The 20,610-nt window shown below is 49.1% G+C and carries 19 protein-coding genes; 12 read left to right on the top strand and 7 right to left on the bottom strand.

Annotated features, from left to right (window positions below; all coding sequences use genetic code 11):
* Nucleotides 1-2: 2 nt before the first annotated feature.
* The 4 genes from MHB71_RS15610 to MHB71_RS15595 are packed head-to-tail and all read right to left on the bottom strand — an operon-like array spanning nucleotide 3 to nucleotide 5,151.
* Nucleotides 3-1,109, bottom strand: coding sequence for a YheC/YheD family protein (locus MHB71_RS15610; RefSeq protein WP_338708286.1), 1,107 nt, complete (start codon nucleotides 1,107-1,109; stop codon nucleotides 3-5).
* A complete protein-coding gene (locus MHB71_RS15605) occupies nucleotides 1,109-2,482 on the bottom strand; it encodes a YheC/YheD family protein (protein WP_036609869.1) in 1,374 nt (457 codons plus the stop codon). The genes MHB71_RS15610 and MHB71_RS15605 overlap by 1 nt, the downstream gene beginning before the upstream one ends.
* A gap of 60 nt (nucleotides 2,483-2,542) precedes the next feature.
* On the bottom strand, nucleotides 2,543-3,733 hold the full coding sequence (locus tag MHB71_RS15600; protein WP_340026873.1) for a YheC/YheD family protein: 1,191 nt from the start codon (nucleotides 3,731-3,733) through the stop codon (nucleotides 2,543-2,545).
* A gap of 50 nt (nucleotides 3,734-3,783) precedes the next feature.
* The gene (locus MHB71_RS15595; protein WP_076318368.1) at nucleotides 3,784-5,151 is read right to left on the bottom strand and encodes a YheC/YheD family protein; all 1,368 of its coding nucleotides are present in this window, start codon (nucleotides 5,149-5,151) and stop codon (nucleotides 3,784-3,786) included.
* Nucleotides 5,152-5,388: 237 nt separating this feature from the next.
* On the opposite strand from MHB71_RS15595, the gene MHB71_RS15590 reads away from it, so the two are divergent.
* The 3 genes from MHB71_RS15590 (at nucleotide 5,389) to MHB71_RS15580 (ending at nucleotide 7,764) form a co-directional block, all read left to right on the top strand.
* Nucleotides 5,389-5,736: a YlbF family regulator gene (locus MHB71_RS15590; RefSeq protein ID WP_036609862.1), complete on the top strand. Its 348-nt coding sequence runs from the start codon at nucleotides 5,389-5,391 to the stop codon at nucleotides 5,734-5,736.
* 196 nt (nucleotides 5,737-5,932) lie between these two features.
* Complete coding sequence (locus MHB71_RS15585; RefSeq protein WP_085981456.1) at nucleotides 5,933-6,217, top strand: hypothetical protein; 285 nt, start codon at nucleotides 5,933-5,935, stop codon at nucleotides 6,215-6,217.
* A 212-nt stretch (nucleotides 6,218-6,429) separates the two neighbouring features.
* Entirely contained in the window at nucleotides 6,430-7,764 is a 1,335-nt protein-coding gene (locus MHB71_RS15580; RefSeq protein ID WP_036609860.1) for a DRTGG domain-containing protein, read from the top strand.
* 143 nt (nucleotides 7,765-7,907) lie between these two features.
* Here the strand turns inward: MHB71_RS15580 and MHB71_RS15575 are convergent, their stop codons facing one another.
* The 3 genes from MHB71_RS15575 to MHB71_RS15565 all read right to left on the bottom strand — a co-directional run bounded on the left by MHB71_RS15575 (nucleotide 7,908) and on the right by MHB71_RS15565 (nucleotide 9,170).
* Complete coding sequence (locus tag MHB71_RS15575) at nucleotides 7,908-8,249, bottom strand: YtpI family protein (protein ID WP_338708288.1); 342 nt, start codon at nucleotides 8,247-8,249, stop codon at nucleotides 7,908-7,910.
* 81 nt (nucleotides 8,250-8,330) lie between these two features.
* The gene (locus MHB71_RS15570) at nucleotides 8,331-8,819 is read right to left on the bottom strand and encodes a hypothetical protein (RefSeq protein ID WP_338708289.1); all 489 of its coding nucleotides are present in this window, start codon (nucleotides 8,817-8,819) and stop codon (nucleotides 8,331-8,333) included.
* Nucleotides 8,820-8,840: 21 nt separating this feature from the next.
* Complete coding sequence (locus MHB71_RS15565) at nucleotides 8,841-9,170, bottom strand: YtrH family sporulation protein (protein WP_026081169.1); 330 nt, start codon at nucleotides 9,168-9,170, stop codon at nucleotides 8,841-8,843.
* A 171-nt stretch (nucleotides 9,171-9,341) separates the two neighbouring features.
* Between MHB71_RS15565 and MHB71_RS15560 the strand changes: the two genes are divergently transcribed.
* The 9 genes from MHB71_RS15560 to MHB71_RS15520 all read left to right on the top strand — a co-directional run bounded on the left by MHB71_RS15560 (nucleotide 9,342) and on the right by MHB71_RS15520 (nucleotide 20,544).
* Complete coding sequence (locus tag MHB71_RS15560) at nucleotides 9,342-11,012, top strand: AraC family transcriptional regulator (RefSeq protein ID WP_338708290.1); 1,671 nt, start codon at nucleotides 9,342-9,344, stop codon at nucleotides 11,010-11,012.
* A gap of 119 nt (nucleotides 11,013-11,131) precedes the next feature.
* Entirely contained in the window at nucleotides 11,132-12,049 is a 918-nt protein-coding gene (locus tag MHB71_RS15555) for an ABC transporter substrate-binding protein (RefSeq protein WP_338708291.1), read from the top strand.
* A 1-nt stretch (nucleotide 12,050) separates the two neighbouring features.
* Nucleotides 12,051-12,635, top strand: a complete 585-nt coding sequence (locus MHB71_RS15550) for a nitroreductase (RefSeq protein ID WP_076252315.1) — start codon at nucleotides 12,051-12,053, stop codon at nucleotides 12,633-12,635.
* Nucleotides 12,636-12,797: 162 nt separating this feature from the next.
* Nucleotides 12,798-16,574 carry a DNA polymerase III subunit alpha gene (locus tag MHB71_RS15545; protein WP_340026872.1) on the top strand — a complete coding sequence of 1,259 codons (3,777 nt, stop codon included), beginning with the start codon at nucleotides 12,798-12,800 and terminating at the stop codon, nucleotides 16,572-16,574.
* Between the two features lie 151 nt (nucleotides 16,575-16,725).
* Nucleotides 16,726-16,938: a hypothetical protein gene (locus MHB71_RS15540; protein WP_340026871.1), complete on the top strand. Its 213-nt coding sequence runs from the start codon at nucleotides 16,726-16,728 to the stop codon at nucleotides 16,936-16,938.
* Nucleotides 16,939-17,248: 310 nt separating this feature from the next.
* Nucleotides 17,249-17,740: a phosphatidylglycerophosphatase A gene (locus MHB71_RS15535; RefSeq protein WP_036609851.1), complete on the top strand. Its 492-nt coding sequence runs from the start codon at nucleotides 17,249-17,251 to the stop codon at nucleotides 17,738-17,740.
* Between the two features lie 284 nt (nucleotides 17,741-18,024).
* Complete coding sequence (locus tag MHB71_RS15530; protein ID WP_017689496.1) at nucleotides 18,025-18,213, top strand: hypothetical protein; 189 nt, start codon at nucleotides 18,025-18,027, stop codon at nucleotides 18,211-18,213.
* 405 nt (nucleotides 18,214-18,618) lie between these two features.
* Nucleotides 18,619-19,512 carry an acetyl-CoA carboxylase, carboxyltransferase subunit beta gene (gene accD / locus MHB71_RS15525; RefSeq protein WP_036609844.1) on the top strand — a complete coding sequence of 298 codons (894 nt, stop codon included), beginning with the start codon at nucleotides 18,619-18,621 and terminating at the stop codon, nucleotides 19,510-19,512.
* Nucleotides 19,513-20,544, top strand: coding sequence for an acetyl-CoA carboxylase carboxyltransferase subunit alpha (locus tag MHB71_RS15520; protein ID WP_036669951.1), 1,032 nt, complete (start codon nucleotides 19,513-19,515; stop codon nucleotides 20,542-20,544).
* The last annotated feature ends 66 nt before the right edge of the window (nucleotides 20,545-20,610 follow it).

Raw genomic sequence — 20,610 nt, 5'->3', positions numbered from 1 at the left:
TATCATCGTTTGGACTGACGGGCAAGATAAGCGCTGTAGTGAAATATACGTTCCAATGACCGCCGTCTGATCTGTGGTTCATCAAACTTCATGGGCTTTGCATTGGCTTCGAAGAACCAGAGTTCCCCCAGGTCATCAATGCCCAGATCCATGGACATTTCTCCGAGCGTGTAACCTGATCCCCGTTCTACCTGTCTTGCGATCATTAATGAAGTGGATTTCACACGTTTCATCAGGGTTGTTGACATTTCTTCGCCAAAAAGATCGGTTAGCAGCTTCTCAGGGTCTTCTACGCTCCCGCCGCGCGGCACATGAGTTGTAATGCTGCGGGAGCCAGCAAGTCTCGCTCCTACACCGGTTACGCTCCATTGGCCCTTGGTGTTCTTTTGTACAAGAACACGCAAATCGAAGGGGCGTTTACGAGAGGATGCCAGTTCAATGCCTTGTTGCATGATATAAGGCGTATGTCCGGTTTCTTTGCGAATTCGTGCCCATAACTTGGCAAGTGTAGATGCTTTATAGGTCGTGCTTCTACGTGTGGTTTGTATTTTGAGACGATAGGGAAGCCGTTCTTTTTCCTGAAATTTAAGCATCATGATTCCTTTGCCAGCTTTGCCGCTCTCGGGCTTAAGGTACAGATAGGGATACGCCCGTAGAACGGCACCCAGAGAAGAAGCACTTCTCATCCGCCGAGTATAAGGGATCAGTTGCTGAGTCGATTTGGATTTCCTGAGCCATTCGAACAGATCCCATTTGTTGAAAAAGAATGGGTTATACAGTTCGATTCCTGATTGCATGCATTCGTCAATTTTACGCTGCACGGAAGGTTTTCCTTCGTCTTCCCGGTTGGGAATACGATTGTACAGAACATGGGGAAGGGGGAAAGGTTGTGAAACCCACTTTCCACTCCCCTTGTTGTACGTATATCCTTTCACGGTGGGGCCACTCACGTTCAGATCCCGTACAGTTACAATGTACACCACGTATCCCATGCTCTCGCCTGTCTGTAAGATATCTTGAAAATTTTGATGATTTCCCCTGAACATACGCTGTTTATCATGCATGGTCAAAACAGCAATAACAGGTTTGAAATCATCATGAAGGGTCATCAAATCTCTTCCTTCTTCCGGAACTTGCTCAAATACAGGCAGTGTTCCAAGATGTGCTCCACCGACGATTTGCCCTCCACCCGGAGTGAAGGGTGACGGAAAATGGAGCGCCCGGGTTTGGCGTTCGCTTCGAACATCCATACATGTTCCTCCTGATCAATGCCCAGATCAAAGCCAATCTCACCAATCAGATGCTGGTGCTGGGTTTCAATCGCCTGGGCCAGTGTAATAGCGACGGATTTGGCATGCTGAAGAACTTCTCCCGCACGATCGCCGAAGTTGCGACTGAGCGCCTGCTCAGGAGTCATTAGGGAGCCGCCATTTTTGATGTGTGTTGTGACGCTGCCACGTCCTGCCTTTTTGGCTCCAATTCCGACAACAACCCATTGATTGTTACCATTTTTGTGCATGTGAAAACGGAAATCAATTGGACATTCATCAATCTCAATTAGGCGTATTCCCTGCTGAACTACATATCCGCGTAACTGTTTACCATGTCTTCCCTGAAGCATGCGCATCAGACTATTGAAGGACCCAAAACGCAGGAGTGCATTACCGCCTTTTTTGCGATAACGTGCGAAATATCCACGTTTGGGCGAATAAGTCAGGCGGTAGATCCCGTTCCCCAGACTTCCTGCAGTAGGCTTATAGTAGACGAACTGATGGCGTTCCAACATTTCCTTCATCTGTTCAACAGAAGGATTGGTAATCGATTCAGGGATATACCGTCCTGCTGCCGGCTCGTTCTCCAGCAACGTATAGATATCCGATTTGTTGAAGAAGCTCCAGTTGAAGAACGGAATTTTTCGGCGAACAAATCGTTCCCGCAGCTGGTTGATGGCTGGTGAAAAGTCTGAACGACGGCTTGGTAACCGGTTGTAGACAACATCGGGCAGAGGTACCGTTCTGCGGGTAAAGCTTCCGTTATCATTCAGGAAAAAACCCGATACCGTCTCGTTCTGCCAATTGATATCCCGAGGAGTAAATGCGTAAATGTAGGATTTACGGCTGCCTTCACGGAGTAACTGTTTGATGAAACCAGTACGGGAACCGAATGGATTCGTGCTCGTCGCAGGCCCATCAGAGAGTACGCCGATCAGTGGACCTAACTGGACCTCATCATTTTGCAAATTCCGGAGATAAATACTGCCCCGTTTGGGAACGTTCATCATATTACGGATACCTGAAGCGAGATACAGATGTTTACCTGCTTTTTTAATTGGTTTGATCGTTGCAGGTACCCGGTCACGCCCGAAGCGAAGGTGCACCGTTTTTTTGCCGGACAGGTTGAGGCTCTTCATTAAAGCGTTGGATACATAAACCACTTTATCCGGTTGCTTGGTGAAATGCAGATTGCAAAAGGTCAAACTCATGATTTATCCTCCTATCCTGAAAAGATCCTTGGGCTCCATGGCAAGCGGGCGCTGCGGGCCTCAGCCGCCGTGAATCGGGATGGGTTTCAGGCCAGCTTTGCTGGATGTATTCGGCAATTTCATTGGACGAAAGACGTCCGTGAGAACATGTTGTTGCAACAGATAACGGGCATAGGCAAGCGGCCGGGTATAAGTCAGGGTATGCATGCGTCGGTCGCCCGCTTCTGCAAATGAGGTGCGGCCTGGTTTGGAGTTGACTTCAATTAGCCAGAGTTGGCCCTCTGCATCTGCTCCGAAATCAAGCCCCAATTCGGCTAACCTGCCAAAACGGCTTTCCAGCAGGGTGGGGATAAGAGTAGCAGTCTGCCGGATGCTCTTCAGCAGAGTTTCCGTGCGGATCGTTCCATATCGCTGGAGCAGATATGCGTGGGCAGGATATGCTTTACCCCCACCGTGAAGATTGGACGTGAGTGAACCTTCGGGTCCTTCCCGTACCATACATCCGGTAAGTGTCCAGCGACCTTGCCCATTCTTTTGCATTAGAGCCCGTATGTCGAATGCTCTTCCATGATGGCTAAGATCCAGATATGGCTGCACGATCATCTTACGCTCAGCCTGATGTAATGCTAGCCAGGAAGATACAGCCTGGGTATGGTTGAATGTAAGAAAAAAGGTTTCATTGTCCTCGTTACGCCCCTCCACGATCCATGTTGATGGAGTCGTTCCCCGAGACAGGCGAAAGGTATTTTTGCCATGAGTCCCGGATACCGGTTTGAAGAACAGTCCTTTGGGCCAACGGTCCAGCCATGTTTCCCAAGGAATATGCGATCCGATCCGGGTTGTGGGAGCAAGTTGTGACCTCAATTCAGGATTTCGGGACAACACACGATGTACCTCCCATTTTCCTGGAAGGGAAGCAGACCAATAACGGTGTTGATCTGTGCCGTTGGTTGGTATCCATTCCTTAAGCTGTTGTCTGGCGTACCTGGAGATAGGGCGAAGACAACGATCCATAATGAGATCGACTGCAGGAACAGGTACCGAATTCCACTTCCCTTGATGATAGACATATCCCCATTGAAGAGGGAGATGGACTGCATCATTTGATATCGGGATCACAATAATCTGAAGGGCGTATTTCATGCTCCCCAAACTGAGACGACGGCAGAAAAGTTCATCTGTAAAGGGAGGTGAGCCTTCGGTTGCACGTACCAGAATGGCCAGTGTCTTGGTCTGAGATGATGGAAACATTACGCTGCACCTCTCCTCTATCAGATTTGTTTCCCATAGGGAATAACTTTTCAAAAACCCGCCAGGTACGTAGAATATTCGAGCATGGCTTTGACGGAAGGGCGGATCTTGCTCTCACTCAGTGGTGTATTATCATTCTTGGATGGTTTGGAGTTGACTTCGAGCAGCCATACGCGCCCAGTGGTGTCCAAGGCCAGATCAATACCAAGTTCACCAAAATGAGCAGGGATGGCACTCTCGATCCCTTTGGCGATATCCAGTGCTGCGGTGTGCAATCCTGCATACGCGGAAGCTTTGGCTGATCCAGTCAACTGTGTTTTGGCAACAGCATCCTTGACGGTGCTGAGACTTCCACCCCGTGCCAGATTGGATACGTAGTGACTCCCGCCCGCAATCCGGGCGACGATGGAGGTTACACTCCATTTACCTGTACGGTTCTTTTGCACGAGCGCACGGAAATCCACGGGTCTGCCACTGTTGTCAATGAGAGTCAGCCCTTGTTGGATCTGATAACGCGTTGTTTTCATTTTCCCAGACATACTGGCATACAGTTTATCCAGAGAAGTATACGTTTGTTTCCGGGTACCCCCGACGCCAGTCGCCAGAGTCAGGAAGCTTCCGTCAATCTGACGTGAGACCCGGATGATCCCTTTGCCCAAAGAACCGCGGACGGGCTTCAGAAATACAACCGGATGTCGGTTGCACATCGTCTTGAGCATGGCGGACGTCTTGAGCAAATGAGACTCGGGAAGAACTCGTTTAAGCGTTGAAATGGACTTGAGTGCGTCAAACACTTCGTTTTTGTCCAGAAACTTTTCATTGAAGGTTTGCGTGCCGTAGAGCGATTTTACTTCTTTCATAAAATGCTGTACGCTAGGTTTGTTCTCAAGCTTGCGGGACGTTAGCCGGTTATTGACGACGTCTGCTACAGGCAGAACAGTCTTTTTCCAGCCGTCATCATACACCCAGCCTTTCATATAACCCGTTACCGCTCCAATATCCTCCGGTGTGAAAAAGGATACATAGGCGCCTTGCTTACGGCAGGCGTTCACCAGTTCTTGACAGAACATCGTGATGGAGCCAAAGGGCCGATCTGGCTGATCGGGATAATCCTGGCTAACCAGTACACTGATGTAGGGTCCAAGGCGAAGCGTACGGCTGGCTGAACGATAGGATACCCTCAGGACCGAACGTGGAACGAGACCGGTCTTGCTGGCAACTGTCTGATTGATGCGCAGCCCGTCATACCTTGGTACCGGAATAACAGTGACTTCGCGGCGGAAAGAGCCAAATTGCAGCTGAAGCGGCCTTCCTGAAGGGATTTTAAGCGCCTTAAGCACCCCTTCGCCCAGCATGATGACGTCGTCCTGCAGGATGCCCGAGCCGGTAACCTGAATCGTTACTTTTTTAGTGGACATCACGGATCTCCTTCCGGGCGGCAACTTGATGTCTGATCTCGAAGTTGAACGGCATCTGAACATGGCATGTGCTTCATCATATGAGGACATATAACCCTTGGTGATTGACCCATATGGATTAAATGCATTTGATTTCGAGGCAGGTTATGGATGGCCTGTTTCAGAGCGCCCTTGTTTGACAGGAGAGAAAAGCGTGTATTAACACGGATGAACAAACCAATCTGAGGAGGAATAATAGTGAACATTTATGACAAAGCCAATGATTTGGCCAAAGCACTGAGAGAAAGCAGCGAGGTGGAAGAGATTACTTCCGCGATGAAGCTGATTGAAGCTGATCCGGATGCAAAAGCAATGCTGGATAACTTCCGTGATCAACAAATGGAATTGCAACAACGTATGATGAGCGGGGATATGCCAGCTCCGGATGAGATGGAGAAAATGGAGAAGCTGTTTGAAGTACTGAGTTTGAATCTGAACATCCGTCGTTTGTTTGATGCGGAGCGTCGCCTCAGTGTCATCATTGAAGACGTGAATAAAATTATTGCTGACAGCCTGGGTCATCTGTACGGTGGCGCTGAAGCGTAAAAAGGTAGTTCAAAAAGTCCACTTTTGATTACGAAGGATGCCTAGCTTCATTCCATCTTCTCGGTACTGAAAACTGATCTTTTTGAACACGTACTAAACGCTTGTCTTGTTTTTTTACCTGAACCTTTCATATTAGCTCCTTATCGTTCATAGACTAGACATATAGAGTCGATCAAGAACGAAGGAGCTGTGAATGGTGAAGAGGTTGAAAAAAGCAAAACATGTGATCTATCTGCTTATTGCGTTGTCGATGCTGGTCATTGCACTGCCGCGGATTTCCTTTGCTGGAGGAATGGACTGGGTTAATATTTTTGGCATCGTATGGGTGCTGTTCTCCTTATTAATCGTTGGTGCACATCTGCATTTTATTCTCGGTGTAGATGAAGAGAAGAAGCGTGCACTGGAAGCCGTTCGCCGGGCGAAGTTGCGGCAGTGGGAGATGAAACTGCTGGACAAGCAGGAGCGGAGCGAGTCTGTATAAGGTACAGAATGAGATCCAACATGGAAGACCGGAATCCCTTGGTACAAAGGGGCCCCGGTCTTTTTTGGTACATACAGAATTAGAGGTTAATGGGATGATTAAATTCAGATGGCGAACTTGCCTGTGAGAATGGGTAGGGGTGGGGTTATTTTCCTAAAGCCGTGTTATAATAGATACAGTATAGTACAGATGCATCTTCGGGGGTGGTACAGTTGGACGGACAGGAAGAGAACGTCACGAAGCATGAACAGTTACTTCAACATATTGAACAACTGAAGGTTGGTAGCAAAATATCAGTACGTGGACTTGCGCGGGAGCTGGGTGTAAGTGAAGGGACAGCGTATCGTGCGGTGAAAGAGGCGGAGAACTTCGGGCTGGTCGTGACCAAGGAACGAATTGGAACGGTGCGGATCGAGAAGAGACCTCGGGGCATGTCGGAACAGTTGACCTTTGCTGATGTTGTGACCATTGTGGAAGGCCATGTGCTGGGGGGGAACGAAGGTCTCGCCAAACCGCTGCACAAGTATGTGATTGGTGCGATGAAAGAACAGGCAATGGCCCGTTATATTGACGCTGGGAGTCTACTGATTGTAGGTAACCGTGAAGATGCTCACTCGCTTGCCCTCGAACAGGGAGCGGGCGTGTTGATTACGGGAGGTTTTGGGACAAGTCGTGAAGTAAGAATTATGGCTGACGAGCTTGGGCTACCAATTATTTCATCCAGACATGATACATTCACGGTGGCTTCGATGATTAACCGTGCGATCTTCGACCGGCTGATTAAGAAAAAAATTATGCTTGTTGAGGATATCATTGGTCAGAAACCTCGCTTGCAGGTATTGAAGGTGACCAGTTCAGCCGCAGATTTTCATATGTTGGTTTCAGAGACGGGTGAACATCGCTTCCCGGTGGTGGATGAATGGAACCGGGTCATCGGGATTGTGAGTCTGAAGGATGTCAGTGAGCTGAAAGAAGATCAAAGTATTGAGAAATGTGTGATACGCCGCCCGATTACGGCCTCATTGCAGACATCTCTTGCTTCTGCTGCCCAGATTATGACCTGGGAAGGTATCGATTTTCTGCCAATCGTGGATCGGAATCGCAAACTGATTGCGTCCGTCACACGCAAGGAAGTACTTCAGGCCATGCGGGATGCACAGAAGCAGCCACAACTGGGAGAGACGTTTGATCATCTGATCTGGAACGGGTTTGCAGAGGAGCGCGGTGAACAGAACGAATTGTTATTTCACGGATTCATCATTCCTCAGATGGCAACGGATCTGGGTACGATCTCCGAAGGTGTTCTGTTGAATGTGATGACACAGGCTGGCCGGCGGGCAGCGTGGGATGTTACAGGGAACGACCATGTGGTAGATAATGTAACAACTTATTTTGTTCGACCGGTACAGATTGAGGATCAGATCCTGGTTCGCCCGTTAATTCTGGAAACCAGTCGTCGAACGTGCAAAATGGACATTGTGGTTACCCGTGAAGGCAGTGTGGTATGCAAAGCAGTAATGACATTGCAGTCGATTGACCATGCCTAGCAGGCTACGTTGCCTCGGGCATAGACAAAGAGAGTACTCCCTGATCAAGAAGCTCTGCCGGGTTGCGCTGTCGCGCGGTTCTGGCTTCGCTTAACGAAGGGGAAGTACTCTCTTTTTGCAGACAACGATAGCGCTTCAATGAATCATGCAGATTGTCCGGAGGTTTTACCTGATCCATTACTGGACCGTTGTTGAAGCCGCGCATAATAACTGCGGTTACGTATTCCGGCAAATACATTATACGCACCCATAATCAGAAATAGCGCTTCCACAATCACAGATAAAGTGGAGCCCGTGAAGACAAACATCAGAATCAGTGCAAGATCAACAAGCATGCCACCCATCCAGATATTTGTCCACGAACGGTACAGACCGGCGCTGGTAGCATCCGAACTTCTGTGTGAACGAATACTGTTCAACGCTGCAAAAACCATGGCAACAGCAAAGATCGCGATTAGTGCATATTTGAGTACATCAATGAACACAAAGACGCAGCTCCTTTTCTGGAAAGCATTTACTGCCCTTATTGTACCATGCAGAGATGCAGACAAGGGCAGTTTTTGCTGTTACGCAGGAACGTGCATGCGAATCTGTACCCAAACTTGCAGTACGCCTTCCATAACCAGCATCGTTTTGACCTGAACGGTGTATTCCTTTTCCCTGACTGAGTAAACTTTCTGATTCAGCATGATTCGCGTCATTTTGCTATACTCATCGATGTTGAATACATCTCTGCCCCGAAGTACCTCAAGTTCGTCTCCGAGCTTTTGTAACATCACTTTCAGAGAAGCCTCGTCTGGCCCCTTATCCGATTCTTCTGCACGGACTTTGATTTCCTTGATAACGGTTTGGCGTTTACTGTATTTTTTCAGCGTTTTGATATCCTCCTCATTCTGATGCAGCTGAAGCTGCAGCTCCTGATTGTTCAGCCACAACGCATTGTAACTCAGGTGAAATACGCCGTTGTAGACGACACATCCAGCGATCATTCCCAGAACAAACACAGCGGTCAATCGCATCAGCGGGCGGTAACGAGAAAATGGCGGAACTCTCATGAACGCTGTTCCTGTCTCATATTAGCTCCGGCCTCCGCCGCACACCCATTTCACCAGCTCGGTTCCCATATGCGCGCCCATAAAAGCAGAGATCAAATACAGGATTTGTTTGACTGCCGGAGACAGGTTACCATCCAGGAAATTGCTCTCGATGACACGCATGGGATCTATTGTGCCGCCAACAGCGGCTGCGAGTGCCCATATCTTTATTTTTCCAGAAATATCGAGCATCGTCTGTGTCGGAGGCTGAAGAGAGATCACGGCTCCAATACCTCCGATCATCGCGCCGCCCAGCACGATTCCAAACGCAATAAAGAAATCAAGAATGGCTTTGGACAAAAATGTGCTCACTGGCAACACCCCTTTCAGACCTAGCAGCACACCTCCTGTCTTCGGTCTGTCACAGGGGGAGCGGCTTGTACTTCTATTGTATGGGCGTGCCCCCAAACGTTATGATAGAATGTCGATAAAAATGTATCGAGCGATTAAAGTTACTCACAGTCTGGCAGGGGAGATAAAGATATGAACTTGGAGACGAAATACGGATTGTTATTCAGAGACTGGACCATGGTGCTGAAAGATGCCGTGCAGGTCAGCTTGCTCGCAGGGGAAAAGTATAACTTCGGCACAGGTGTAGCTGTGAGGTCTGCTGCCGTATCTGGCGTGGAGTTGGTTCTTGGAGTTAGCGGCGATGGAGAGGTTGAACTGGAAGAGGGCATCCAATCCATTCGTCCCCATGACTTGTTTCTAATCGAAAAAGGGCAGTCGCCCTTTCTGGTCAACCGGGGTTCAACTCCACTGGTCTGTTATATCATTCAATGTCATAGGGTTCGGCTGACGCAGGAGCTGGCGCCCACGGAAGACCCATGGGACAAGCAGAATGATGAGGACGATCACGAGCTTGAGCCAAGCAGCTTCGTTGCTCTTCAACATGCTGCTGTGGAGGATATTAAGAAGATCGTGGAGGCATTTCAACATACTGACTTGCATGATCCGATGTGGTGTCATCTTCTTTTTCAACAATGGATATGTAAATTGGTCGAGCATATAAGAAGGGAAGCTGAACCCGAAGTTCACTCGCAACAGCCCGATCAGGCTGTACAAAGAACGATTGACTACCTAGATGAACATTACGACGAACCTGTCACGGTCCAGCAACTGGCGCAGATGGCTAATGTCAGCCGCAAATGGTACACCGTAAGGTTCAGGGAAATCACGAATCAAAATCCAAGTGATTATATCACCGAATTACGCATGAAACGGGCCAAGGAGTTATTGAATCTTACTGGAGACAGTGTCTATGAGATTGCCCGTAAGGTCGGTTATGAAGATGAGCATTATTTCAGCCGAAGATTCAAGCAAAAAGTAGGACGTTCCCCCCGTCTGTATCTGCATAATCGTCGATATTTAGGAACCACGATGACTGCACCTGAGCTGTTATATACACTTGGGATGACTCCAATAGCTGCCCAAGCGCCGTTTTGTGAATTTCCGCATTACCTGAAAGAATCGTTCAAGCAAGTTCGCAAGTGGGAGAGAAGTCATGTACTCAACCTGGAAGAAATTCGGAGGATGAAACCCGATCTGATCATTGCGTCCGCATGGCAGGACAGCATGAATTATGAGCAACTTAACCGAATTGCAACAACGGTGCTTCTACCTGAGCGCAGCAACTGGAGAGAGGAACTAAGAGATCTGGGAGAATTATTAGGAAAAAGCAAACAGGCGCTGCAAGTGATCAGCAATTTTGATGAGGGGCTGTACCAGGCAAGAGAACAGTTACAGACGCTTATTCCTGGTGAGACTATCGTCTACATTCGTCTGACCCGTGAGGGAATAACGCTTTATGGGGAACAGTCTTCAAGGGGGAGTATGCTGTACCGGGAGCTGGATTTGAACATGCCCAAGGCATCTCTTTTTTCTGGGGAGGGAACGCTGGTTGCCGTTGAACATCTCGCTGAAATTCAGCCTGATCATATTCTGCTTCAGATGGAGGATGGGGTAGATGCCCGGCTTCATCTTTATGATCACCCGATGTGGGATCGGCTTCTGGCTGTGCAGAATCATCGGGTGTATGTGCTTAGCAATACGGAGTGGTATAATTTCTCGTTTTCCCCACTTGCCACTCAATATGCCATTCATGAGATGTTAGATCTTTTGAAGAGGAAGAGACTGATAAGACGTATGACCTGAACTTGCCGACTTCGCAAAAATCCAAATTGGGACGCCCAAATATCCATTCATTAATATCTGGGTGTGTATATAATGAGAATGAGAATCGTTATTATTTAAACACCGAAGGGGATAAACAGATGAAACATTCGAACAAATGGTTTGGATTAGGAATGATCCTTACCTTGCTACTGGCTACAGCTTGCGCGGGGACGAATGGAGAGAAGGCGGAACCCAATGCGGGAACCGAACCTCAGACACAAGCACAGCGCGTGGTTGCGACTTCGGTGACATATCCTGATTTTTTGTATGTTCTTGGTGTGACTCCTGTGGCTGCAGAGAACTATCATTCGGATTATCCGGATTATTTGGAAGGCAAATTCGACAGCGTGCCTAAGTTAGGTAATGGTTCCAACATGGAGGGCATTCTCGCAACCGATCCGGATATCATTATCGCGCCGAAATGGCGGGATGAGAAATTATATGACCAGTACGCCAAGATTGCCAAAACAGTTCTTCTTCCCGATAGGGACAATTGGCGGGATGAATTGAAGGATATGGGTGAGGCGCTGGGCAAGCAGAAGGAAGCGGAGCAGGCTATACAGGATTATGATAAGAAAATTGCGACTGCTCGCGATGAGCTAAAAGCTCTTGTAGGAGACGAGACGTTTATTTACTTAAGAATCATGCCCAAAGAAAGCTATGTTATGGGTGAACTGTCCAACAGAGGTATGGTGATTCATAAAGAGCTTGGATTGAAAACGGTAGCAGCCTATCCTAAAAATGAAGGGAGTGTGCCGGTCTCGCTGGAACTGCTTACCGAATATCAGGCTGATCACATCATTCTCCAAATTGATGGTGGCGATGACAACACGAATGCCCAGAAATTATACGATGAAATGAAAGAAAGTAACATCTGGAAAGGAATGAAGGCAGTCAAGGAAGATCAGGTATATCTGGTTGGGGACAAGGAGTGGATGAACTTTGGGTACTCATCCGTCGCTACTTTGAATGCAGTCGAGGATATTGTTTCTGTAATTAGGGAGAGAAATCACTAAGATGAAGAATACACAATCTAATTCGGTGGAGCGCGTTATTCGTGAGCGAAGAACAGTACGGTCATTCAGCAACAGACCCGTATCTGAGGATAAGCTACTTGAATTGCTTGAGGCTGCGGTGTGGGCTCCGTATCATTCCAAACAAGAACCATGGCGCTTTATCGTTTTTATGAACGAGGGTCGTAAAATGTTCAGCAATGCTGTGCTATCGACATATACACCACAAGAACTCGAACAGTTTGGGCAGAGTGCAGCGAAGGACTATTGTGAAGACACGCCAGTGCATGTGTGCGTTGTGGTTCGACAGGGTACGGATCGTTGGAAAAATGAAGAGGCTTTGCTCGCAGCTGCTGGGCTGATTCAGAATTTGCAATTGCTCGCCTGGGAAGAACGCATCGGACTGGTATGGAAAACAAACGAATACAACCGGGAGGATACGTTTGCCGCGAAAATAGGCCTGAATTCCGGCGAACGGTTGGTGGGGACACTTCATCTTGGGTACCTTCGAGAAGATGCTGTTTCACGACCTGTAAGCAGAAAACCGGCAGAGCAACTCATTACCTGGATTCGTCATGAAGAGGGATAAGAAGGTTACACAGACTTGTAAAAAGAGATGTACAGATATTATGATATATCTGTTACCTCTCTTTTTTTGTTCCCAGTCACACGTTTTTGCAAAGTTTAGCATACGTCTTTTATTTATAGATTTTTAATGGAATGTCTTTAGTGGGGAAAGGAAGAAAAAAACATGAGTTCTTTTGTGCATTTGCACGTTCACAGCGAATACAGTTTGCTGGACGGCGCTGCGCGTATTCCGGATCTCGTGGGCAAAGCCGCAGATCTCGGAATGACAACACTGGCGCTGACCGACCATGGCGTGATGTATGGTGCTATTCCTTTCTATAAAGCCTGCGTTGAACGAGGCATCAAGCCGATTATAGGGTGCGAGGCATACATGACAGCAGGGTCCCGCAAAGAGCGGGGAAGCCGCAAGGATCAACCGATTCATCATTTGATTTTGTTAGCCAAAAATATGACGGGTTACCGAAATCTGATGAAATTGTGCTCGATTGGACATCTCGAAGGTTTTCATTACAAACCCCGTGTAGATATGGAAAGTCTGGCTGCCCATCACGAGGGCATTATCTGTCTAAGTGCGTGTCTTGGTGGTGAAGTACCACAACATTTACTGCATGGACGAGAAGAAGAGGCGAGACGTGCGGCGTTACGCTACAAAAATATTTTTGGTGACGACTTCTATCTGGAACTTCAGGATCACGGGCTGTCGGAGCAAAAAAGGGTAAATCCACATTTGATCAAACTGGCTGCCGAGCTGGAGATTCCGCTTGTAGCCACCAATGATGCTCATTATCTGTCCGAAGAGGATGCGGAGCTTCAGGATGTATTGATCTGTATCGGAACGGGCAAGACCGTGGATGATGAGAATCGGCTCCGAATTGGAACCAATCAGCTCTATTTGAAAAGTGAAGAAGAGATGGCTCGTTTGTTTCCTCATGTACAGGAAGCTCTGGCAAACACCGTCCGCATTGCGGATTCCTGTGAGTTGAAGCTGGAATTTGGCAAATCGATTTTGCCGGAATACAGACCGCTTCCTGATGGACTCAGCCCTTCGGTGTATCTGCGTCAGCTGTGCGAAGAAGGAATGGAGGAGCGTTATGCGCAGTCCACACGTTGGACAGATGCAGAGCTTCGATCCGAACTCGAACAACGATTGGCGTATGAGCTGGGTATAATCGACAGCATGGGATTCTCGGATTATTTTTTGATTGTTTGGGATTTTATCGCCTATGCGCATAAACAAGGCATTGTTACTGGACCGGGCCGGGGCTCCTCGGCAGGTAGTCTGGTAGCGTACACTTTGCATATTACCGATGTTGATCCGATGAAATACAACCTGCTCTTCGAACGATTCCTGAATCCCGAGCGGATCTCTATGCCGGATATTGATATTGACTTCAGCGATGAGCGGCGGGATGAGGTCATTGATTATGTCGCGCATAAATATGGCAAAGCCCATGTCGCCCAGATCATTACGTTTGGAACGATGGCTGCCCGTGCAGCCGTACGTGATGTTGGGCGGGCCCTGAATGTGCCTTATGGCGAAGTGGACAAGGCTGCAAAGCTGATTCCGGCTCAACTTGGTATTAACATCGAGCGGGCCATGGAAGCTACACCTGAGCTGAAGGCGCTCTATGAAACCAAGCCTAAGACACGTGAGCTGTTGGATATGGCGATGAAGGTCGAGGGCATGCCACGTCATGCTTCGACCCATGCTGCGGGAGTGGTTATCTCCCGTGACCCGCTGACCGATGCAGTGCCACTTCAGGAGGGCAGTGAAGGGACAGCGTTAACCCAGTATTCCATGGAAAACCTGGAGTCTATTGGGCTGCTTAAGATGGACTTTCTTGGTTTGCGTACCCTCTCAATCATTGAGCGGTGTGTACGCTGGATTGGGGAACATGGAGAAATTCCGGATTTCCGCCTTATCCCCGATGATGATCCGTTAACGTACGAGATGCTTGGGCGAGGGGACACGATGGGCATATTCCAACTGGAATCTGCCGGGGTACGCCGTGTGCTGAAAGAGATGAAGCCAAGTAGTTTTGAAGATGTAATCTCTGTACTTGCCTTGTACCGTCCGGGTCCGATGGAGTTCATATCCAAATACATTCAGGGCAAGCATGGACAGATTGAAGTGGATTACCCCCATGTGGATCTGGAGCCTATCCTGAAAGATACGTACGGGATCATCGTGTATCAGGAACAGATCATGCAGATAGCCTCCCGGATGGCGGGTTTCTCGCTGGGTGAGGCAGATTTGCTCCGCAGAGCGGTCTCCAAGAAGAAACGGGAAGTGCTGGATCTGGAGCGTGGACACTTTGTACAAGGCAGCCTGAAACAAGGGTATAGCGAAGAAGAGGCAGACCTGGTCTATGATATGATCGTCAAGTTTGCCAACTATGGCTTCCCGCGTGCTCATGCCGCGGCATATGGTGTGCTTGCGTTCCAGACGGCGTATCTGAAGGCGCATTATCCGGTTCATTTTATGGCATCCATGTTAACAGCCGTAATGGGCAGTCATCGGAAAGTGGCAGAGTACGTGGTGGAATGTCGGCGTATGGACATGGAGGTGCTTCCGCCGGATGTGAATGAGAGCGGTATTCTGTTTACACCTGTATTTGTGCCGTCCGGCAGCGCAGGAACCGGGGATCAGAGCAATGCATCGCAGCAGACTGCGGGAGCAGATGCAGAGAATGACGCTGGAAGCCCTGCCGAAGAACATGCCACGAATGTTAACGTGGGTTCCTTCAGGGAAGATCGCGTTCATGAGCATGATGGGCATTCGGGACAAACCGAATATGGTGAAGCACCTCTACCGGATGATCCCGGTCCTGGACCGGAAGAGGACGGTGGTGGATATGAGTGGCAGGCAGCGACATCCATGCCTGAGGCATCCGACAACCGGAAGGAACCGGGATTGGTGACGGCTTCTTCAATGGAAAATGGTAATGACGAGGGACAAGAGGCCTCTTCCTCGCGCGCGGAGCAAGGGGAACTGTCCTCTGTGGAGAAGAACGTTGCAGTGTCTGATGATAATTCGGATGAGGAAAAATTAACGGGTGCAATACGATTTGGTCTGGCCGCTGTGAAAAATGTCGGTACCCAGGCAATGGAAAGCATTATGATCGTAAGGCAGGAGAGACCGTTCGACAGTTTGCTCGATTTTTGTCGTCGTGTGGATTTGCGTGTATGCAACAAACGTGTGATTGAATCGCTGATCCAGGCCGGAGCTTTTGACACATTACCTGGGCACCGGGCCCAATTGCTGGCGATGCTGGATGAGACTGTTGAAGCAGCGTTGAAATGGCGCAAGGAACGTGAGGATCTGCAGATTCAATTGTTCGACTTTGTTGAGACGCCAAACTGGGAGATTGAATATCCGGAAATTCCTCCTTATTCCTCAGGGCAACAACTGGAGCTGGAGCGTGAGTTGTTAGGTTTGTATCTCTCCGGGCATCCGCTGGATGACTATGAAGATGTGCTGGAATCGAGTGGGGCTGACCGGATCATGGAGTTGACCGAGGCGGCAGACGACACGATGACCGTCGCCGCGGGTATGGTTGTGTCTGTGAAGTCGATTACGACGAAACAGGGCAAGGCTATGGCGTTCATGGAGCTGGAAGACCAGATTGAACGCTGTGAAGTGGTTCTCTTTCCCGAGGTATGGCGGCGTAGCCAGCAACATGTCGGGAAAGGTGAACTGCTCGTCGTGCGTGCCAAAGTGCAGCAGCAGGACGAAGGGTTTAAGCTGCTGGCTGAGGAAGTGGTGCCGTTGTCACCGGCGGCACTGGAGCAGCAGCTGCGCAGCCGTGACCGGCGCGTCAAGCCCGGCAGCGGCAGGCTCTTCGCGCCCGGCGCAGGCGGCTTCGCCGCGGCGACCAGCGGGCGCAGGAGCCGAAGCGCAGCGCAGCAGCGCAGGCGGGGATGTTTCCGCTGCGCGTAGCAGCGGGAGCCAAGGCTCAGCAGCGACGCGCAGCGATGCGGCGGGTACGGGCGCAGCCACGGCGGCGGCTTCCCGGCCTGGCGGTGCCGCAGAGGCGGCAGGCAGCCCGGCGCAGAGCCGCGAACCGCGGGCCGTGGAGCAACGGGTGTTCGTGAAGATTGCCCCGCATGCGGAGAAGCCTGAGCTTCTGGCACGTCTGAAGCAGCTGCTTCAGGAGCATCCCGGACCTGTGGCGACAGTGCTCTTCTATGAGCAGCAGCAGAAGCTGCTTGCGCTGAGTGATGCCTACCGGATTAAGCCATCACCAACCTTGTTCTCCGAGATGGAGAAAATGCTGGGTGAAGGCACGGTCAAAATTAAATAAGAGGCTGTCCCGTAAGTGATAGCACTTATCCATAGTATGAAACCTGTTTGGCTCAATGCTGAACAGGTTTTTTTTTGATTATTTTAGTGCGAGCTCGGTTCCCTGACGACAGGGTTTAAACAAACAAATTGCAGACTTGTCATAGGCCAGCTACAGACCAGAGCGGAATGTACAATCCTGCAACAGGTCCAGGGTGCGACTGGTCTTAACCATCCGCACATTTTATGAACATTTTAACAGGTTGCTGCATACACTTGAGAACACCGAAGGACCTCGTGGTCCTCGGGGGATTGATGCGGGAGGTCGAGATATGTCATATGAAATCGTAGAAGCCATGCTGGCCCGGCGGGGTGTACGGATTGATGCAATCGCAGCAATTGTATACCGTCTGCAAAAAGGGTACCACCCCGAACTGACCTTGGACGACTGTGTAACCAGCGTGAAATCCGTTCTGCAGAAACGAGAGGTGCAATATACGCTCTATACGGGTATTGCTCTCGACGAACTTGCGGAGAAAAAACTCTTGCCCCAACCGTTACAGGCTATTATGGAAGCGGATGAATCCCTGTATGGAGTGGACGAGACTCTGGCCCTCGGCATTACTCATGTGTATGGTATGATTGGTTTAACCAGCTTTGGTTACCTGGATAAAGAAAAAATAGGTGTAATTCATGATTTGAACGAACACACAACAGCCATTCATGTCTTTTTGGATGATCTGGTCGCAGGGGTGGCTGCTGCGGCTTCTGCCCGGATTGCACACAAAAATATTAAAGCCAAAAAATACCCCTCAGACCTTTAACCCCCTGTATTTCCATGCTTGTCTGTTATGGTCAATCTAATGGCTCATATGAAGGTCTTCAAGGGCGGCTGACGCTGCCCTGATAAGCTTGCGGCTACTTATGGAAGAGGTATGAACAAGAAGATTTCGTCAACCATATGAGTTATTCGTGGGGGACTAATGTCCCTCATGATCCCAAATTCTCCCCAAAGGTCCCGAACCCTTTCTTGCAGAAAAAAAGTGAGGTATGTTATCATTAGTCCAATATACGGGCTCTGAACATTAGCTTAGGGGGCGGACAAGGCATGTGGACGGTGATTTACATTGCACCGACAGCAAAGGTTGCGGACAAGATCAAGACCAAGCTTTCGGAAGAAGGTTTTCTGGTACAGACCCGTCCCATCAGTTTATCCAAGCAGCAATTTGAGATTCGCGTCCCTTCTGGGGAATTGGAAGAGGTCCAGGAAGTGCTGAATTCCATTCTGCATTCCTGATTTGTTCGACATCAACGTGCCTTGGCAGATGAAGAAGTACCATCGGTACATAAGGGACTAATCGCGTAAGCGGAGAGAGGAATCGACTTGCATGTATTGTATGCTGCTGTCCTTCCTTCTTTTTTTGTTAGGACAAGGACCGACCTGGTTGCTCCCGGAGACCCTACCAAGATAGATTCAAACATCGGCGCAACAATCTTTCGGTTTTTGCAGGTAACATCAATCGTGCTGACAGAAGCCGGTGATCCTTGCCCTGTACCGGCGGATTTTTTTGTTGTGAATGCTGGACAAGGCCCATGGCAGCGTGTGGGTCGTAAGCGGTTTACCGTAACACGCGGATGAAGCTGCCACAAGCAGCGCTTTGCAGGTTGCGGCCATCAAATCAACGGCTGGAGAGGTGTAGTTGTGTTCAAAGATATATTCCAGAAGAAACGGAAGTACGCTACCATACCTTCCGAGCGTGCACTTCCCGGCGAAGGCCAGGAAGTCCTAGAACGCCCAAAACGTGAAATACCTGAAGGGCTTATGAACAAGTGCAGCAAATGCGGCACGATTCAATATAGCAAGGAATTGGAGAAAAATCTGAAAGTATGTCCTGCCTGCGGTTATCATATGCGTCTTAACGCTATGGAGCGCATTGCTATGGTACTTGATGATCAAGGATTTGTTGAGTTTGATGCTGATATGATATCGGTTGATCCACTTGGCTTTCCTGGATATAGCAACAAATTGGAACAACAGCGTCTGAAATCGGGCCTGAAGGAAGCGGTAATTACAGGGGAAGGAACCATTGATGGCCTGCCTGTAGTTGTTGCTGTCATGAGCTTTGATTTCTTCACAGGCAGCATGGGTTCTGTTGTAGGGGAGAAAATTACCCGTGCCATTGAGCATGCCACAGAGAAACGGTTACCATTGATTATTTTCTCAACATCAGGTGGTGCCCGGATGCAAGAGAGTATTCTCAGCCTCATGCAAATGGCCAAAACAAGCGCAGCTTTATCCCGTTTAGATGAACAGGGCGGGTTGTACATTTCGGTCATTACGGACCCAACAACAGGTGGAGTCTCGGCAAGTTTTGCGAGCCTGGGCGATATTAACATTGCCGAACCTGGCGCTGTATTTGGTTTTGCCGGCAGAATCGTTATCGAACAGACGATCCGTCAGAAGTTACCTGATGATTTCCAAACGGCTGAATTTAATATGCAACACGGTCAGTTGGACATGGTTGTGCACCGGAAAGAGCTTCGGGCCACTCTTGGCAAGCTTTTGGATATGCATAGTGAAAAAGGAGGGGTCTAAATGGCGGGTGAGTTGCCATATGAAGCGCCTCTGGTTGAGATGCGCAAAAAGATTGATGAACTCGTACAGTTTGGACAGGAAAAAGGGATCGACTTCACGGACGAGATTGCCCGCCTGGAAGAACGTTACCATAGACTTGAAGAAGAGATCTACACTGGCATAACAGCAGCTCAGAAGATGCATCTGGCCCGTCATCAGCAGCGCCCAACGGCGCTGGACCTGATCCAGCTGATATTTACGGACTTCATTGAGCTGCACGGTGATCGCATGTTCGGAGACGATCTTGCGGTTGTTGGCGGACTTGCCAAGTTGAATGGAAAGACAGTAACGGTAATCGGACAACAGCGGGGGAAAGACACGAAGGATAATATCGCCCGCTTTTTCGGCAGCGCTCATCCAGAAGGTTTCCGAAAAGGACTTCGTCTGATGAAACAAGCGAACAAATTTGGCCGTCCTATTATTACGTTTATTGATACTAAAGGGGCGTATCCGGGTAATACTGCAGAAGAGAGAGGTCAATCGGAAGCGATTGCTCGCAACCTGATGGAAATGGCGAAGCTATCGGTTCCTGTTATTGTTGTGGTCATCGGCGAAGGTGGAAGCGGCGGTGCCCTCGCTATGGCTGTGGGTAATCGTGTGTTGATGCTGGAACATGCGATCTATTCTGCAATCTCTCCGAACGGCGCTGCTTCGATTCTCTGGAAGGATGCATCCAAGGCAGATCAGGCGGCTGAAGCAATGAAAATAACAGCCAAAGACCTGTTGGAGATGGAAGTCATTGAAGAGATTGTCCCTGAGCCACGCGGCGGTGCTCATCGGGATTATGAAGCATCTGCTGCTTTCATCAGTGAAGCTTTGGTCCGTCATCTCGACGATATGAAGGGTTGGAGCGGGGATCAACTGAAACAGGATCGTTATGAGAAATTCCGTAAAATTGGATCGGTCACGTTTGAACCTCAAGCATCCAATGAAGCCCCTCAAGAGCTTGTAAAAGTCGATGTTGCGAGTAATTTGTCGGGAAATGCTGAATAATGTGACGAATTTCCTATACAAATGAGCAAAAGTATAGTAAATTTAATAGTTGGAAAAAGAAAAATA

Source organism: Paenibacillus sp. FSL H7-0940 (assembly GCF_037979415.1).
GTDB lineage: Bacteria > Bacillota > Bacilli > Paenibacillales > Paenibacillaceae > Paenibacillus > Paenibacillus amylolyticus.
Note: the sequence above shows the minus strand (reverse complement) of the source record. Positions and strands in the feature narration are given on the sequence as shown.

Coding starts and splice junctions, on each gene's coding strand:
- MHB71_RS15610 (WP_338708286.1), bottom strand. CDS start 1,109: ATGACCCTTCATGATGATTTCAAACCTGTTATTGCTGTTTTGACCATG.
- MHB71_RS15605 (WP_036609869.1), bottom strand. CDS start 2,482: ATGAGTTTGACCTTTTGCAATCTGCATTTCACCAAGCAACCGGATAAA.
- MHB71_RS15600 (WP_340026873.1), bottom strand. CDS start 3,733: ATGTTTCCATCATCTCAGACCAAGACACTGGCCATTCTGGTACGTGCA.
- MHB71_RS15595 (WP_076318368.1), bottom strand. CDS start 5,151: ATGTCCACTAAAAAAGTAACGATTCAGGTTACCGGCTCGGGCATCCTG.
- MHB71_RS15570 (WP_338708289.1), bottom strand. CDS start 8,819: ATGAGAGTTCCGCCATTTTCTCGTTACCGCCCGCTGATGCGATTGACC.
- MHB71_RS15560 (WP_338708290.1), top strand. CDS start 9,342: ATGAACTTGGAGACGAAATACGGATTGTTATTCAGAGACTGGACCATG.
- MHB71_RS15555 (WP_338708291.1), top strand. CDS start 11,132: ATGAAACATTCGAACAAATGGTTTGGATTAGGAATGATCCTTACCTTG.
- MHB71_RS15550 (WP_076252315.1), top strand. CDS start 12,051: ATGAAGAATACACAATCTAATTCGGTGGAGCGCGTTATTCGTGAGCGA.
- MHB71_RS15545 (WP_340026872.1), top strand. CDS start 12,798: ATGAGTTCTTTTGTGCATTTGCACGTTCACAGCGAATACAGTTTGCTG.
- MHB71_RS15535 (WP_036609851.1), top strand. CDS start 17,249: ATGTCATATGAAATCGTAGAAGCCATGCTGGCCCGGCGGGGTGTACGG.
- MHB71_RS15530 (WP_017689496.1), top strand. CDS start 18,025: ATGTGGACGGTGATTTACATTGCACCGACAGCAAAGGTTGCGGACAAG.
- MHB71_RS15520 (WP_036669951.1), top strand. CDS start 19,513: ATGGCGGGTGAGTTGCCATATGAAGCGCCTCTGGTTGAGATGCGCAAA.